This window comes from Mycobacterium sp. EPa45 (genome assembly GCF_001021385.1).
In the GTDB taxonomy this organism is placed as follows: domain Bacteria; phylum Actinomycetota; class Actinomycetes; order Mycobacteriales; family Mycobacteriaceae; genus Mycobacterium.
In genome coordinates this window covers 5,327,951-5,343,885 of record NZ_CP011773.1, presented here as the reverse complement: position 1 = coordinate 5,343,885, position 15,935 = coordinate 5,327,951, and the positions used below count along the sequence as shown (strand labels likewise).

General features: G+C 65.3%; 15 protein-coding genes and 4 tRNA genes. 9 read left to right on the top strand and 10 right to left on the bottom strand.

From position 1 onward, the window contains the following. The first annotated feature begins 4 nt into the window (after positions 1–4). From pstC to pstB, 3 genes are read left to right on the top strand one after another with little or no spacing between them, the layout of a single operon-like run. Positions 5–1,060, top strand: a complete 1,056-nt coding sequence (gene pstC, locus AB431_RS25245) for a phosphate ABC transporter permease subunit PstC (protein ID WP_235435757.1) — start codon at positions 5–7, stop codon at positions 1,058–1,060. Then, entirely contained in the window at positions 1,057–1,971 is a 915-nt protein-coding gene (gene pstA, locus AB431_RS25240) for a phosphate ABC transporter permease PstA (RefSeq protein ID WP_047332245.1), read from the top strand. The genes pstC and pstA overlap by 4 nt, the downstream gene beginning before the upstream one ends. A gap of 9 nt (positions 1,972–1,980) precedes the next feature. Continuing rightward, the gene (gene pstB / locus AB431_RS25235) at positions 1,981–2,757 is read left to right on the top strand and encodes a phosphate ABC transporter ATP-binding protein PstB (RefSeq protein WP_047332244.1); all 777 of its coding nucleotides are present in this window, start codon (positions 1,981–1,983) and stop codon (positions 2,755–2,757) included. A 57-nt stretch (positions 2,758–2,814) separates the two neighbouring features. Here the strand turns inward: pstB and phoU are convergent, their stop codons facing one another. The 4 genes from phoU to AB431_RS25215 all read right to left on the bottom strand — a co-directional run bounded on the left by phoU (position 2,815) and on the right by AB431_RS25215 (position 7,952). Continuing rightward, positions 2,815–3,480 carry a phosphate signaling complex protein PhoU gene (gene phoU / locus AB431_RS25230; RefSeq protein ID WP_047333790.1) on the bottom strand — a complete coding sequence of 222 codons (666 nt, stop codon included), beginning with the start codon at positions 3,478–3,480 and terminating at the stop codon, positions 2,815–2,817. 95 nt (positions 3,481–3,575) lie between these two features. Further along, positions 3,576–5,567: an LCP family protein gene (locus tag AB431_RS25225; RefSeq protein WP_047332243.1), complete on the bottom strand. Its 1,992-nt coding sequence runs from the start codon at positions 5,565–5,567 to the stop codon at positions 3,576–3,578. A 229-nt stretch (positions 5,568–5,796) separates the two neighbouring features. Next, entirely contained in the window at positions 5,797–6,930 is a 1,134-nt protein-coding gene (dusB, locus tag AB431_RS25220; RefSeq protein ID WP_047332242.1) for a tRNA dihydrouridine synthase DusB, read from the bottom strand. Positions 6,931–6,956: 26 nt separating this feature from the next. Further along, positions 6,957–7,952 carry an acyl-ACP desaturase gene (locus tag AB431_RS25215; protein ID WP_047332241.1) on the bottom strand — a complete coding sequence of 332 codons (996 nt, stop codon included), beginning with the start codon at positions 7,950–7,952 and terminating at the stop codon, positions 6,957–6,959. 214 nt (positions 7,953–8,166) lie between these two features. Between AB431_RS25215 and AB431_RS25210 the strand changes: the two genes are divergently transcribed. Continuing rightward, positions 8,167–8,637 (top strand): hypothetical protein, encoded by a 471-nt coding sequence (locus AB431_RS25210; protein WP_047332240.1) that lies wholly within the window; start codon positions 8,167–8,169, stop codon positions 8,635–8,637. On the opposite strand, the gene AB431_RS25205 is transcribed toward AB431_RS25210, so the two are convergent. Beyond that, complete coding sequence (locus AB431_RS25205) at positions 8,619–9,215, bottom strand: TetR/AcrR family transcriptional regulator (RefSeq protein ID WP_047332239.1); 597 nt, start codon at positions 9,213–9,215, stop codon at positions 8,619–8,621. The genes AB431_RS25210 and AB431_RS25205 overlap by 19 nt on opposite strands. A gap of 70 nt (positions 9,216–9,285) precedes the next feature. Here AB431_RS25205 and AB431_RS25200 point away from each other — a divergent pair, with 70 nt between their 5' ends. Continuing rightward, a complete protein-coding gene (locus AB431_RS25200; protein ID WP_047332238.1) occupies positions 9,286–10,320 on the top strand; it encodes an oxygenase MpaB family protein in 1,035 nt (344 codons plus the stop codon). Between the two features lie 247 nt (positions 10,321–10,567). Here the strand turns inward: AB431_RS25200 and AB431_RS31065 are convergent, their stop codons facing one another. The 4 genes from AB431_RS31065 to AB431_RS25185 all read right to left on the bottom strand — a co-directional run bounded on the left by AB431_RS31065 (position 10,568) and on the right by AB431_RS25185 (position 13,240). Continuing rightward, entirely contained in the window at positions 10,568–10,726 is a 159-nt protein-coding gene (locus AB431_RS31065; RefSeq protein ID WP_200902667.1) for a hypothetical protein, read from the bottom strand. Positions 10,727–10,841: 115 nt separating this feature from the next. After that, complete coding sequence (locus tag AB431_RS25195; RefSeq protein WP_047332237.1) at positions 10,842–12,326, bottom strand: sugar transferase; 1,485 nt, start codon at positions 12,324–12,326, stop codon at positions 10,842–10,844. Positions 12,327–12,424: 98 nt separating this feature from the next. Continuing rightward, positions 12,425–13,090 carry a GAF domain-containing protein gene (locus tag AB431_RS25190; RefSeq protein ID WP_144418364.1) on the bottom strand — a complete coding sequence of 222 codons (666 nt, stop codon included), beginning with the start codon at positions 13,088–13,090 and terminating at the stop codon, positions 12,425–12,427. A 77-nt stretch (positions 13,091–13,167) separates the two neighbouring features. Next, positions 13,168–13,240 (bottom strand) — tRNA-Lys (locus AB431_RS25185). A 122-nt stretch (positions 13,241–13,362) separates the two neighbouring features. Here AB431_RS25185 and AB431_RS25180 point away from each other — a divergent pair. The 3 genes from AB431_RS25180 (at position 13,363) to AB431_RS25170 (ending at position 13,670) form a co-directional block, all read left to right on the top strand. Then, positions 13,363–13,435 (top strand) — tRNA-Glu (locus AB431_RS25180). 41 nt (positions 13,436–13,476) lie between these two features. Next, a tRNA-Asp gene (locus tag AB431_RS25175) sits at positions 13,477–13,553 on the top strand. 40 nt (positions 13,554–13,593) lie between these two features. Further along, positions 13,594–13,670, top strand: a tRNA-Phe gene (locus AB431_RS25170). 35 nt (positions 13,671–13,705) lie between these two features. On the opposite strand, the gene AB431_RS25165 is transcribed toward AB431_RS25170, so the two are convergent. After that, entirely contained in the window at positions 13,706–14,884 is a 1,179-nt protein-coding gene (locus AB431_RS25165; RefSeq protein WP_047332236.1) for an NADH:flavin oxidoreductase, read from the bottom strand. A 78-nt stretch (positions 14,885–14,962) separates the two neighbouring features. On the opposite strand from AB431_RS25165, the gene AB431_RS25160 reads away from it, so the two are divergent. Next, positions 14,963–15,934 (top strand): NAD-dependent epimerase/dehydratase family protein, encoded by a 972-nt coding sequence (locus AB431_RS25160; protein ID WP_047332235.1) that lies wholly within the window; start codon positions 14,963–14,965, stop codon positions 15,932–15,934. Position 15,935: the final 1 nt, after the last annotated feature.

Below are 15,935 nucleotides of genomic sequence, written 5' to 3'. Positions count from 1 at the left end.
ATCAGTGAGCGATGGGGTGGATGTGACCCAAGACGTGCCCGGGCCTAATCCGGCGGAGGCTGGATCGGGCGAGGTCGTGGCCGCACCCTTCCCGACGAAGCCTTCGATCCCGACGAACCCGTCCGGACACGCGAAGGTGCGCCTCGGCGACCGGGTCTTCCGGGCGCTGTCCGAAGGCTCCGGCATTCTCGTCATCGCGCTGATCGCCGCAATCGGCCTGTTCCTCGTCTGGCGTGCGGTACCGGCACTGGGGCGAAACGACGCGAACTTCTTCACCTACGGCGGAAACTGGGTCACCACCGACACCGCCCACATGAAGTTCGGCATCCTGGACCTGCTGCAGGTGACGGTGTTCGTCTCACTGTTCGCGCTGGTCCTGGCGATGCCGGTCGCGCTCGGTATCGCGATCTTCCTGACGCAGTACGCCCCGCGCCGGGTGTCCGGCCCGCTGGGCTACATGGTGGATCTGCTGGCCGCCGTGCCGTCGATCATCTACGGCGTCTGGGGCCTCTACGTGCTGGCCCCGGTGCTCAAGCCGTTCGCGCTGTGGCTGAACAAGAACCTCAGCTGGTTCTTCCTGTTCGACTCCGGTAACGCATCGGTGGCCGGTGGCGGGACGATCTTCACCGCCGGGATCGTGCTGGCGGTGATGATCCTGCCGATCATCACCGCGGTCACCCGCGAGGTCTTCGTCCAGACTCCGCGCGGTCAGATCGAGGCCGCGCTCGCGCTGGGCGCGACCCGCTGGGAGGTCGTCCGGACCACGGTGCTTCCGTTCGGGCTGTCCGGCTACATCAGCGGTGCGATGCTCGGGCTCGGTCGTGCCCTTGGTGAGACGATCGCGCTGCTGATCATCCTGCGCGGCACCCAGAAGGCGTTCGGCTGGTCGCTGTTCGACGCCGGCTACACCTTCGCCAGCAAGATCGCCTCGGCGGCATCGGAATTCAACGACCAGTACAAGGCGGGCGCCTACATCGCCGCCGGCTTGGTGCTGTTCGTACTGACGTTCGTGGTCAACTCGGCGGCCCGTGCCGCGGTGGCCGGAAGGGGAGCCCGATGACCTCGACGCTGGACAAGCCGGTCAAGGCGCCCACCTTCCAGTCGGTCAGCCTGCGTCGCAAGCTGACCAACAACACCGCCACGGTTCTGGTAACACTGTCGGTGTTCGTCGCGGTGGTGCCGCTGATCTGGGTGCTGTACTCGGTGATCACCAAGGGCATCGGCATCGTGTTGGACAGCGGATGGTGGACGCATTCGCAGTCCGGCATGACGGCGTTCATGTCCGGCGGCGGTGTCTATCACGCCCTGATCGGCACGCTGCTGCAAGGTCTTTTCTGCGCGGTGATCTCGATTCCGGTCGGTGTGTTCGTCGGCATCTATCTGGTCGAGTACGGCGGTGGCACCCGGCTGGGCAAGGTCACCACATTCATGGTCGACATCCTCACCGGTGTGCCCTCGATCGTCGCCGCACTGTTCATCTATGCGCTGTGGGTGGCAACGCTGGGCTTCGGGCGCTCGGGCTTCGCGGTCTCGCTTGCCCTGGTGCTTCTGATGATCCCGGTGATCGTGCGCTCCACCGAGGAGATGCTGCGGATCGTTCCGATGGATCTGCGCGAGGCCAGCTACGCACTCGGTGTGCCGAAGTGGAAAACCATTGCGCGCATTGTCATCCCGACCGCGCTGTCGGGGATCGTCACGGGCATCATGCTCGCGCTGGCCCGCGTCATGGGCGAGACGGCACCGCTGCTGATCCTGGTGGGCTACTCGCAGGCGATGAACTTCGACATGTTCAACGGCTTCATGGGCTCCCTGCCCGGCATGATGTACGACCAGACATCAGCAGGCGCCGGCGCCAATCCCGTCCCGACCGACCGGCTCTGGGGCGCGGCGCTGACCTTGATCGTGCTCATCGCGATCCTCAACGTCGGCGCGCGCTTCATCGCCAAATTCTTTGCCCCCAAAAAGGTTTAGGAGCCTTCGATGGCCAAGCGGCTTGATCTCAAAGACGTCAACATCTACTACGGCGCGTTCCACGCTGTCGCCGACGTGTCGCTGTCGGTGCCGCCGCGCAACGTCACCGCGTTCATCGGGCCCTCTGGTTGCGGCAAGTCCACGGTGCTGCGCACGCTCAACCGCATGCACGAGGTGATCCCGGGTGCCCGGGTCGAGGGTTCGGTACTGCTCGACGGCGAGGACATCTACGGCTCCGGTGTCGACCCGGTGGGTGTGCGCAAGACCATCGGCATGGTCTTCCAGCGGCCAAACCCGTTCCCCACCATGTCGATTCGCGACAACGTGGTGGCCGGCCTGAAGCTGCAGGGCGTTCGGAACAAGAAGGTGCTCGACGAGACCTGCGAGCGATCGCTGAAGGGCGCCAACCTCTGGAACGAGGTCAAGGACCGCCTGGAGAAGCCTGGTGGTGGTCTGTCCGGCGGCCAGCAGCAGCGGCTGTGCATCGCCCGTGCGATCGCCGTGCAGCCCGACGTCCTGTTGATGGACGAGCCGTGCTCGGCGCTGGATCCGATCTCCACGCTGGCCATCGAGGACCTGATCTCCGAACTCAAGCAGGAGTTCACGATCGTCATCGTCACGCACAATATGCAGCAGGCCGCGCGCGTCAGCGATCAGACCGCATTCTTCAATCTGGAGGCCACCGGCAAGCCGGGGCGCCTGGTCGAGATCGACGACACCGAGAAGATCTTCTCCAACCCGCGCCAGAAGGCCACCGAGGACTACATCTCCGGCCGGTTCGGCTAGGCCCGCACAGCGAAAAGGCCGGGATCGCAAAGCGATACCGGCCTTTTTCGCATGTCTCTAGGTGGCCGCGATTTCCTCTTCTTCGGGCAGTCGGCCGGTGACCTGGAAGATCACCCGCCGGGAGATCTCCACGGCGTGGTCGGCGAAGCGCTCGTAGAAGCGGCCCAGCAGCGTCACGTCGACCGCGGCGGCCACGCCGTGCTTCCACTCGCGATCCATCAGCACGGTGAACAGATGCCGGTGCAGGTCGTCCATCGCGTCGTCTTCTTCGCGGATACGGCGCGCCTTCTCCGGATCCCTGGACAGCAGCACCTCGCGCGCACTGTTGCCCAAATCGACTGCGACACGGCCCATTTCAGCGAAGTAACCGTTGACTTCCTCCGGCAGGGTGTGCTGGGGATGGCGGCGGCGGGCAATCTTGGCGACGTGCAGCGCCAGCGCTCCCATCCGGTCGACGTCGGCGACGATCTGAATAGAGCTGACGATCGCCCGCAGGTCGCCGGCGACCGGTGCCTGCAGGGCAAGCAGTACGAAGGCGGCTTCCTCTGCACGCGCACTGGCGGCCGAAATCTGCTCGTGGTCGGTGATCACTTGTTCAGCCAGCACCAGATCGGCCTGGAGCAGCGACTGTGTCGCTCGTTCCATCGCGAGTCCGGCCATCCGACACATTTCGGCCAGCTGGTTGGTCAGAGCATCGAGCTGCTCGTGGTATGCGGTCCGCATGGCGTCCACCCTACTTTCTGCCAGTGCACCCAGTATGCCGAGGCGGCATGAACGAACGGTGAATGAAAGCAGACGCCGGTCATGCGAAGCCCGGCTTATTCGCAGGTGACGTCCGCGGCGTTGGTGACAGTGAGGTCTTCGGGCAGTTCGGTGGGCGTGCTCTTCGAGGTGTGGCTGACGTGCACGCTGACCGCTGATCCGCTCGGCGGCGGCGCCGCCACGCTGCTGAAATCGGGTCCGAGCACCACCTGAACGGTATCGCCCAGGCCGGACACCCGCTCCATCTGGGCAGCGGGGAAGGCCGCGGCGACGGTGGCGGCGGCCTGTTCGTTGCCCGGCGAGAACTTCACCGTCGTCGCGGTGACGGTGCCCGTGTAGTCGTCCGGGGCCAGCACGTGGAAGCCATGCAGCTTCAAGGCGGTGGCGGCGGTGGAGCCCAGTCCGTCCTGCCCGGTGGCATTCGACACCTGCACGGTGATGTCGTGCGGGTCGGTGGTCACCGCGTTGACCAATTCGGTCTGCGTCGTTTCGGCCTGCTGTTGCACCGGGCTGGGTTTGGCGGCCTGAAGTGCGTTCTGTGACGCGGTCATCGGGCTCGTCGTCGCGTTGGTGTCGTTCTCGCCGGGCAATGGGTCATCGTTGATGATCGCGTCGAACAGGGCGCGGATGTCCTGGGTGCGGGGTTGCTCGTTGCCGTCGCTGTCGGTGATGCCGGTGGTGGGCACGGTCACGAACGTGATCCGGCCGGCGTTGACGCCCTGCAGCGACTGGCCGAGATCGACCAGGTCCTTCGTCCGCACGTTGTCCACGTAGGTGTCGTCGATGAACTCGTTGACCACGTTGTTCAGCTTGCTGAGGCTGAACAGGGTGTCCTTGGAGATGATCGAACGCAGCAGTGAGGACAGGAACAGCTGCTGGCGCTTGATTCGGCCGTAGTCACCGTTGACCTCGGTGGTCACCTGGCGGGCCCGGACGTAGTTCAGCGCGGTGTGGCCGTCGAGCGTCTGGCGCCCGGCGTTCTCCAGCACGGTGCCCAGCTCGTAGTCCTTCAGCGGGGTGGTGCTGCACACTTCGACGCCGCCGACCGCGTCGACCATCTTGGAGAAGCCGGCGAAGTCGACGGCCATGAATCGGTTGACCGACAGCCCCGACATCTTTTGGATGACCTTGACCAGGCACTTCGGTCCGCCATAGGCGTACGCGGAGTTCAATTTCGTCTCGGTGTAGCGGTAGTCGTCACTCATCTCGCCGGTGATCTTGTCCGCGACCGGGCCGTACTTGCCCGAGTCGGGATCCCACGCCTGGCAGTAGGCCGGGGTGATGGCCAGGTCGCGGGGAAAGGACACCACAACGACACGCTTTCGGTCGGCGGGGACGTTGACCAGCATCACGGTGTCCGAGCGGGCGCCACCGGCGTCCTCCGTGGTGCCCGCACCCATCTCGCCGTTTGCGCCGGTCCTGCTGTCGACGCCGACTATCAGGAAGTTCTCGTCGCCGAACTGGGCACCGGGGTCGATGATGTCGCGCGAATTGGTGTCCAGCGCCGCGACATTGCGCAGCAGATCATTCTTGGTCGACTGCCACTGCCAGGCGCCACCGGTCAGCACCAGCGCCGACACCGCGAAGATCGCCGCTGCGGATCGCCCGGCCAACAGCACGGGCTTGCGACGTGACTTGGCCTTCTTCTTTTTGGGGCTCGACGGTGGGGTGGCCGGGCCGGGGTCGGCGGCCAGCGATCCGCGCGCGCGATTGATCGCCTCGAGGTCGGGCACCTCGTCGGCGTACGCGGCCGTGACGACGGGGATCGGCACCGTGAGGTCGGTGACGAAGAGGTCAGTGGCGTCGTCGTCGTGATCGTCGGCCTCGGCGCGGTGCCGGGTGGGCTCGATCGGCGGCCGAGAGCCGGACACCTTGGCAATCAGATCGGCGACCGTGACGCCCTTGGTGTGATTACCGCTCGGCGGGGCGGCCGGCGGGACGCGTTCCCACGGCGCGGAGCCGGCCGCGGCCCGGGGTGTGCGCGTCACCCGCTCGCCCTCATCGGGGGCGCGGTGCTGGCCAGGCGTGGCGTTGCCGCCATCACTCATGTTCCAGTCGCCTCCGACTCGTGGTCGTGCGCGTCTCTGCGCTTGCAATCTTGGTGCGGTTGTCTCGGCACCTCGGCCGGCGACGATGCGCGGCCGTCTCAACTGTCCTATGTCTTCTAGCAGCAGTCGGTGGGTGTCCGCCACTCCAGCGGCCCCACAACAAGATCACCATCGTACTGAGACAAGCGGTCCGATCGCCAGCTCGCACTGATGTCGAGACTGTCTCGGTTCAGCCTCCGGAGTGCATGACGTCGGCGCCCGCCGGCACCGTGCAGTCGTCGGGGTCGTCGAGCCAGCCCTCCGGCAGGGTGACCGATGATGCCGAGCCCTGACGTCCGCGCGGTCCGGTCCCGGCGTCCGGGAACGGAACGTCCCGGTCGAGCCGGTCCAGCAGGCCGTCGAGCTCTGCCAGCGTCTTGACCAGTGCCAACGCTCTTCTGATGTCGGCACCGGCGGGGAAGCCGTGCAGATACCAGGCGACGTGCTTGCGGATGTCGCGCATGCCCTTGTCCTCGCCGAAGTGATCGGCCAGCAGCTTGCCGTGGCGGCGGACGATGTCGGCGACTTCGCCGAGGGTCGGCGGGGTCGGGGCGGGTGAACCGGTGAACGCCGCGGACAGCTCGGCGAACAGCCAGGGCCGGCCCAGGCATCCGCGGCCGATGACGACTCCGTCACACCCGGTCGCGGCCATCATCGCCAAGGCGTCGTTGGCTTCGAAGATGTCGCCGTTGCCGAGGACCGGGATCGTCGTCACCGCCTCTTTGAGCCGGCCGATCTCGTCCCAGTCCGCGGTTCCGGAGTAGCGCTGGGCGGCGGTCCTGGCGTGCAGCGCCACCGCAGCAGCGCCTTCCTGCTCGGCGATCCGGCCGGCATCCAGGTGGGTGCGGTGGTCGTCGTCGATTCCGATCCGGAACTTGACGGTCACGGGCACCGAGGTGCCCTCGGTGGCGCGGACTGCGGCCGCGACGATCTGGCCGAAAAGGCGGCGCTTGTACGGCAGGGCGGCCCCGCCGCCGCGGCGGGTGACCTTGGGCACCGGGCAGCCGAAGTTCATGTCGATGTGGTCGGCGAGGTCCTCGGTGACGATCATCCGGGCGGCCTCATAGGTGGTCGCCGGGTCGACGGTGTAGAGCTGTAACGAGCGCGGCGACTCCTGCGGAGCGAACGTCGTCATGTGCATCGTGACGGGATGGCGCTCGACGAGCGCGCGGGCGGTGACCATCTCGCACACGTACAGCCCCGCTACGGTGCCGGCTCGTTCTTCCTCGAGTTCGCGGCACAGCGTGCGGAAGGCGACGTTGGTGACACCGGCCATGGGCGCCAAGACGACCGGGCTGCGGAGGGCGAAGGGCCCGATCCGCAGCCCGGTGGCCGCTGGTGCGTAGTCGACTATGTCGCCGCCCCTGCCAATGCCTTGGCGCTGCGCTTCTCGGCCAGGCGCGCGTCCCGTTCGAGCTTGCGCGCCTTGGACTCTTCGAACTTGTCGCAGGCCTCTTCGATCTCGGTGATCAGGTTCGCAAGATCATCGCGCATCGCGGCCGCTTCGCCGGTGAAGTCGTCGCGCTCGAAGATGCGCCACTTCTTGAGCACCGGCATCACGACGTCGTCGAGGTGGATACGCAGGTCATACACGCCGCCCATGGCGATGATGACGGCCTTGCGGCGGAAGTCCGGCACCGTGTATCCGGGCATCTTGAAGTTGCGCAGCACCCGGTGCAGCGACTTCATCGCCTGGTTGGGGGCCACGTCGAAGCCGGCCTCGCTGACGTCGCGGTAGAAGATCATGTGCAGGTTCTCGTCGTTCGAGATCCGGGCCAGCAGCTGCTCGGCGACGGGGTCGTTGCACGCCTTTCCGGTGTTGCGGTGCGACACCCGGGTGGCCAGCTCCTGGAAGCTGACGTACATGACCGAGTCGAACAGGCTCTCGGCGAACAGATCGCCCTGCTGGTTCTGCCCTGGCGAGAAGCCACGGGTCATCTGCTCCATCCGCAGCTCTTCGAGCTCCACGGGATCGCAGTTGCGGGTGACCACCAGGTAGTCGCGGATGGAGATGCCGTGCCGGTTCTCCTCGGCGGTCCACCGGTTGACCCAGTACCCCCAGGGGCCGTCCATCGAGAAGTTCATCGCGATCTCGCGGTGATATGCCGGGAGGTTGTCCTCGGTGAGAAGGTTCTGCACCATCGCCGTGCGGGCGACCTCGGAGAGCTTGGACTGCTCGGGATCCCAGTCCTGGCCGCCGAGGGCGTAGAAGTTCTTGCCATCCGACCACGGGATGTAGTCGTGCGGATTCCAGTCTTTCATCATCGTGATGTGGCGGTTGATGAGCTTCTCCGCCACCGGTTCCAGCTCGTGCAAAAGTTCGAGGTCGGTCAGGTCTTGCGACATGAGCCCTCCAGTTATCTGTTCCTAGTGGTTGCACTCAATATATCTGTGTACTCCGGTGACATTCAAGTTCCGATTGTTGGGCATGTCGTTACCTGGCAGTCATGGCGCCTCGGTGCGCTGCGCGCGTCCGCGACGCGGCGTACTATCTGCGCACTAGGGAGTACCAGCATCCGGTACGTAAATCCACAGGCAACGCATATGTCCGGAGGTCGCGATGAAGAACTACCTGGTCCTCGGCATCGGCGGCGTGGCCGCAACGGCGGCATCGGTTGTGGTGTTCGGCTCCGGCACCGCCTTCGCGATCAATGAATACGCCGGCATGACGTACGCCGACGCATCGCAGAAGATCAGCCAGGCCGGCCAGTCGGCGACCATCGCCACCCGAGTCGGCAGCTTCCTGCCGACCGACCAATGCGTCGTCACCGGATCGCGCAGTGCCGATTTTCTCGACTCCAGCGGTACCAACCCCGGCAACCGGATTCTGTTGTACCTGAACTGCAACAACACCTTCGCGACGGCCGGCGTGCCGGGTAATTCGATGGGCAGCCCGGAAGGTCGCGCTGCACGCTCCGATTACGAGGAGAAACTGGCTCAGGCCCAGGCTGAAGCGCAGCAGAGCCAGGCCAGCGAACTCGAGCAGACCGGCAATGTTCCGGGCGAGGCGGGTCAGGTCGCCGGCGGATAACCCGCGGCCCGGGCCAGCAGGAGGTCGACGCAATAGTCGATGAACTGGTCCCGCGACGGCGTTAACCGGCCATCCAGATAGGCGGTGAACAGTGCGGTCAGAGCTCCGATCAGCCCGGTGGCCATCATCTTCTGCAGCATCGGATCACTGATCGCGGTCAGCTTGCTTTGCAGCAGTTCGATGAAGCTCGGCATCCACTCGGCGCCGGAGTGGATCAGCACGGCCTCGACCTGCGGCGCCAGCAGTAGCACGCGTCCTCGCACTGGATCGTCGACCATCAGGGCCACGAACTGTTCGACCGCGTCGCGAGGGGTCGCGGCGGACATCAGCGCCGTCATGGCGCGAGTGCAGACATCGTCGTAGACCGCCCGGACGAACTCGTCCCGGTCGGGGAAGCTCTCGTAGAAGTACCGCTCGGTGAGGCCGGCTTCACGGCAGACGGCTCGTACCGTCAGCGCCGGGCCGTCGGGGCTGCCGAGCAGCGTGACACCGGCGGCGATCAATTCGTCGCGGCGCAGCACCTGGCGGTCCGGCAGCGGAACGCCGGACCAGCGGCCCCGTCGTTGACCCGACGTCACATCCCTCCTAAGCTCTTGGTGACAACGCATGTAGTCAAAATGCCACGGCGTTTCCCGGGAAGGTCACCAGTTGAGTCAAGATACGTCCCCAACGTGCCCCGTCACCAGCGAGGGCGCGCAGGCGGCAGCCGGCTGCCCGGTGACGGACGGAGGGTATTCCGGGCCGCCCGCGGCGCTCGGTCCTGATTCGCTGACGTGGAAGTATTTCGGCGACTGGCGCGGACTGCTGCAGGGGCCGTGGGCCGGCTCGATGCAGAATATGCATCCCCAACTCGGCGCCGCTGTCGAGGAGCACTCGATCTTCTTCATGGAGCGCCTACCGCGCTTGTTGCGCTCGCTCTACCCGATCGGCGGGGTGGTGTTCGACGGTGATCGGGCGCCCATGACCGGAGCGGAAGTGCGCGACTACCACATCCCGATCAAAGGTGTTGACGCCCAAGGCCGTCGCTACAGCGCGTTGAATCCCGACGTCTTCTATTGGGCGCACGCGACGTTCTTCATGGGCACCATCCTGACCGCCGAGCACTTCGGGGACGGCCTCACCGAGGACCAGAAGCGCCAGCTGTTCGACGAGCACGTCACGTGGTACCGAATGTATGGCATGAGCATGCGGCCGGTGCCGGCCAGCTGGGAGGATTTTCAAGCCTACTGGGACCATATGTGCCGCAACGTGTTGGAGAACAACTGGGCTACCCGTGAGGTGCTTGACCTATCGACAATGCCGAAACATCCTTCACTGCAATGGATTCCAGATTTCCTGTGGTCGGCGTATCTCAAGGCGTTCGGCCCCTTCGCGGTGTGGGTCACGGTCGGTCTCTACGATCAGCCGGTCCGCGACCTGATGGGCTACACATGGTCCAAGCGAGACGAGCGACTGCATTGGCTGTTCGGCCGAATGGTGAATTTGGCGTTCAAGACGTTGCCCAAGCGTCGCCGGATGCACCCGCGCGCTCGTGGGGGTTGGGACCGGGCCACCGGGCGAATTCCGCTCGACAGCCCGCTGGTTCACACCCCGCCGCGGAATCTGCCGCCAGAGGCGGAGCGTGACAAGGGAATTCATTACTTGGGCGACGCATGCCCGGCGGAAAACGCGGCAATATCGTAGTTTGACGACGAAATCAGAAGTCAAAGCCCCAATGGCCGGTCATGCCAGCAACTTCGGGCTCGGAACCCGCCAATGCTTGCCAGCGCAATTTTTGCCGACGGCAACAATGGCTTCTCGCGCTGAGCGCGGCTGATCGTGAGGCGTCGTCAGGCAAATGGATTGCGGCACTCGCCCGTCGCCTGTCCGATCACGCGGGCGGGCTCGATCAAGCTTCGAAGGCGGCTGCGTCGCGGAACTGACGAAGACGTCAATTGGCTTCTGACGCAGTCAATCCCCAGCACATGACGGCATATGACGCAGCGAAGGCAATGTCATCGATGTTCTCGTCGGTGCCGCCGAGGCGCCGGACCTCGTCGGCGATGGCGTGACGAATAACATCGGTCGAGGTGAGCAAGGGGTGACTCATGTTAACTCCTGAGGCGCGCGTGAAACAGGACTGCCCCGCTCCCCGATGCGTTAACTGGCGGTTACCCACTCCCCGTATTTTTCACACACCAGCTAACCGCGTCGTTATCGAACCTTTACTCGGCACGGCGCAGCACTGCCGGCACGGTCAGCGCCAGGATCTTGAGGTCGAGGGCGATCGAGAAGTTCTCGATGTAGTAGTTGTCCCACTCGGCACGATCGGCGATGGACGTCTGCCCACGTAGCCCGTGCACCTGGGCCCAACCGGTGACACCCGCTCGTACGCGGTGCCGCTCGCCGTAGCGTTGGATCTGCGCCTCGAACAACTCGACGAACTCCGGCCGTTCGGGTCGCGGACCCACCAGGCTCATCTCGCCCCTGAGGACGTTGAGGAACTGCGGCAGTTCGTCCAGTGATGTGGCGCGCAGGATTTTGCCGATCTTGGTGCGCCGGTCGACACCTTCGACGCCGCCGGGAGCGGCACCGGTCTTGAGCCGGAAGGCGGCATCGGCGGCGTCGGGCGCTCGCATCGTCCGAAACTTCAAGCAGTCGAATACGCGGCCGTCGCGTCCCACCCGGGGCTGCCGGAAGAAGATCGGCCCGGGCGAGCTCAACTTCACGAGAAGCACCAGACTGAGGAACACCGGGGAAATGAGCAGCAGCAGAAGGAAAGACGCCACCCGGTCGAATATGTGCTTGACCGTGAACTGCCAGCCGCGGGGGTTGGTGTGGGGTAGCGCCAGCAGCGGCGTACCGCCGATGTGCTCTATCCGGGCTCGCTCGCCGATCGTGTCGAACATCCGCGGCACCACCCAAACCCGCAGCCCGTTCTGGTGGGCAGCCCGGACGACATGGGTGAGCACCTGGTCCTGCGTCCGGGAGAACGCAATGACGACGTTCTGGGCGCCCGTGTCCCGGATGGCTTTGTTGATGTCTTCCGGCGGCCCCAGGTAGGGGATGTCCGGACGTGGATCACCGGGCTGGCCGAACCATGGCTCGGCGTCGATGATGCCGACCGGTCCGAGACCGTATTCGGGGAATTCCTCGAGGCGGTTGATGATGTGACCGGCGACGCGACCGTTGCCGACGATGAGCGTCGGTGCGACCAAATGGTGGTGGCGCCGCAGGCTGCGCTGAATGATCACCCGGACCAACCGGCCGAACGGCATCAACACCGCGGCGCAAAGCCAGATCTTGACCACCGTCGCGCCGGGTCGCCCGGTTTCGTTGCCGATCAGCATGCCGCCGAGCAGGAACATCGTCGAGATGGCGACCGTGGCTTCGATGGGGCCGAGCTCGTCGAGGAATTCCCGGTTCAGACGCCGCCGGTATACGCCGCGCGCGCCGAGCATGGCGATCACGACCGGCACGAACAGGATCACCCACCATTGGCCCGGGGGGTACTCGTGCTTGGAGACTGCCCACCAGGTGCCGAGGGCGGTCGCGATCGACACGGACAAGACATCGATGGCAACGGTGATGATCGTGCTCAGCGGGTCGGTGCGGACTCGCTCGGCAAAGGTCTTTTTGCGCGGGGCCAGCTTGCTGTTATGAACCGGCGTGGCCGGCGGACGCTCGACGTGAAGTGTTCGTATGGCCATGACCGCTCACTTCACCCACCGAACCACAAGCGGGAGGCTACCCGGCTTCACTACCCATCGAGTCATATATCCCCCCGTGTGGCGAACTTCAACAACAGTCACTTGTCGTGTGGTTCCGCGAGTAGTCGTTGGCGTGCGACTGCGGCGAGATCGTTGAGGATCTGCACCTGGCCACTGGACCAATGCCGCGGGCGCGTGTCCCACGTGCACAACGTCCCAGCCACGTGACCGTTGTTGTCGATCAACGGAATTCCCGCGTAGGCCAACACCCCATCGGCTACCGCCGGATGATCTGCGAGCAATGGATGCGTTCGGGTGTCGTCGACCACCAGCGGCTCCCGGCTGGCCACGGTGTACTTGCAGATCGACATCTCGATGGGGCGAACCCGCGGCATTTCTTCGTCGCTCGCATTGCATCCCGCCAGCACCTGACGGTCGGGGTAGACGACGGACACCGCTGCGAACTGAGTGCCCAGCGCCTCGACGGTCAGCGTGGCCACCCGATCCAGGGTCGCGCTCCGGTTGTCGTCGTGATTGCCGAGGCGCTCCAACGTCTCCAGCCGCTCGGGCTCTGATAGGGCGTCTTCGACGATTGAGTCGACTGCGCTCTGCTCGCCGGAAATCAGGTCGACGACCGCCCGCACGGTCTGGTCGTGTTCTGGGCCGGCCAGACGCGCGATCACATGCCTGCCGGTCTGGCGGTCGACGCCGTGGCGTGGACCTTGTCCAGCGCTATCCGCAGGCTGCGGCGTCGCGTCACTCATGTCGTTCACGATAGGTCACCCCCGATTGCGAGGGGCGATCTCGGAAAAGGTCCGCGCTCACCGTCCCACCCCCGTCGTGCCCCCACCAGGGCTCGAACCTGGGACCTGCGGATTAAAAGTCCGTAGCTCTACCGACTGAGCTATAGGGGCGCGTCGCACACAATACTGCCTCGGTCGCGGTTGCCCGGTTTTGGGATTGCGCCTGTGGTGCCCTAAGCTAACGACGCTCTAACGTGCACTCGTTGTGAGTACCCCGGAGTGATTCGGTTCTGGCCCCCATCGTCTAGTGGCCTAGGACGCCGCCCTTTCACGGCGGTAGCACGGGTTCGAATCCCGTTGGGGGTACGCGTGACGACGGTATCGTCTGAAGCGAGCAGTACAAGTGAGGCCCTGTGGCGCAGTTGGTTAGCGCGCCGCCCTGTCACGGCGGAGGTCGCGGGTTCGAGTCCCGTCAGGGTCGCCAGGTATGTGGTGAGGCACTTGGGATGGTGACAGTGCCTTCCGGCCAGGTAGCTCAGTTGGTACGAGCGTCCGCCTGAAAAGCGGAAGGTCGCCGGTTCGATCCCGGCCCTGGCCACCATTCTTTGACGGTCGACGCGCAGGGGAGCTCGGCTCCTATTGGTCTCCGGGCGCTCGTAGCACGCACCGCGTGCCGTCGTAAACGGTTGCCATGCACTTGGTGCAGTGCACACACAGTCCTTCGCGGGTGGACCCGTCGCGAAACTTGGTTATCAGCAACGGGTCACGCAACAACGCACGAGCCATCGCGACGAATTCGAAACCCTCGTCGAGTGCCGCGTCGACGGTGTCCATCGTATTCACGCCGCCGAGGAGAATGAGCGGCATGGTGAGCGCCGCCCTGAATTGACGAGCCTGCGGTAGGAAGAACGCCTCTTCAAAGGGATACGTGCGGAACATCCGGTTGCCGATCACGCGCAGTCCGAGACCGACGAGCGCGGGCTGCGACGCGATGAACTCCGCCATAGGCACATCGCCGCGGAAGTAGTACATCGGGTTGAGCAGTGAACTGCCCCCGGTCAATTCGAGCGCATCGAGGTGCCCGTCCGACTCGAGCAACTGCGCCGTCGGCAGGCTTTCGGTGAGCCAGAAGCCGCCCCGAACGCCGTCGTCCATGTTGAACTTGGCCGTCACTGCGATGCGGTCGCCGACTTCGGCGCGTACCCGCTCGGCCACCCGGCGCGCCAGTTCGGCACGTCGCACCGTGTCGCCACCGAAGCGATCGGTCCGCTTGTTGAGGTTGGGGCTGAAGAACGAACTCAAGAGATATCCGTGGCCCAAATGCAATTCGACAGCGTCGAATCCGGCCTCGACGGCGTTGCGGGCCGCCGCGCCGAAATCATCGATCACCTGGTCGAGTTGCTCGACGGTCGCACCGCGCACCAGACCCATGGCCGGCGCGCTGAACCGTGTCGACGGCGCCAAGGTCTTCGCGCGGTTGGACAGGGTGTTGGCCACCAAACCCGCATGTCCGATCTGGGCGCACACCAGCGCGCCGTGGCCGTGCACCGCATCAGTCAACGGACGCAGCGCCGCAGCGCGCCGCTGGTCGAGCACCATGGTGTTGCGATGCACCCGACCGCCCGGCGACACCGCGCAGTAGGCCACGGTGGTCATCGCTGCTCCGCCGCGAGCCACCTCGACATGAAAATCGATCAGTTCCTGCGTGACTTCCCCGCGCGGCATTCGGCCCTCAAAGGTCGCAGCCTTGATGAAGCGATTCTTGAGCGTGAGCGGGCCCAGCGTCATGGATGTGAACGCTGTCGAAGGCCGCATTGGCGCGCCCGGTAGATGCGATACCATTGGTACCGAAATATAGCACGCCGGCGCCCGCCCGGATCTGAGGAGAACGTCATGCTTGTCGCGGTCACCGGCGGAACCGGCTACGTCGGAGCGCACTGCGTCCGCGGCCTGCTCGGCGCCGGACACCAGGTGCGACTGCTGGTCGGGCCCGACGCCGCCGGCCTGCCGGTCATCGACCGCCTGGCGAGCAGCGGTGACGTTGAGGTGCAGTCCGGTGACATCCGCAGCGACGCGACGGTTGCGGAGTTGCTCGACGGGTGTGACGCGATGTTGCACGCCGCGGGAGTGGTGGGCACGGACAGTCGGCGCGATGCGTTGATGTGGCAGGTGAACGCCTACGCCACCGAGTCGGTGCTCACCCGAGCGGTGCATGCGGGCCTTGACCCGGTGGTGTCGGTGAGCAGTTACAGCGCTTTGTTCCCGCCGCCGGACGGCATCATCGGACCGGATTCGCCGACGGCGGTGGGGCGCAGCGCTTATGGCCAGACCAAGGGGTACGCCGACCGGGTGGCGCGCCGACTGCAGCAGCAGGGCGCCCCGGTGGTCGTCACCTATCCCTCGAGTGTTGTCGGGGCGGCGTTTCACACCGCACCTGGTGTCACCGAGCGTGGTTGGGCTCCGATGGTGCGCTTCGGTGTCGCGCCGAAGTTACACGGCGGGATGCAGATGATCGATGTCCGCGACGTGGCCGATGTGCACACCGCGCTGATGACGCCGGGGCGCGGGCCGCGGCGGTATGTGTGTGGCGGAGTGCTGCTCACCTTCGACGAGATGGTCGATGCACTGGAGCGCGGCAGCGGCCGCCGATTCACTCGGATACCAATGAACCAGAGAATCTTTCGAACTGCCGGCAGGGTAGGTGACGTTGTCGGACGCTTCGTCCCGCTTGGGGACGGCCTGAGCTACGAGGCCGCGCTGCTGCTCACCGCCGCAACACCGACGGATGATTCGGCGACGCTGGCCGACCTCGGGATGACGTGGCGTTCGCCGGCCGACGCCATTGTCGAATCGTTCACCGCGTAGC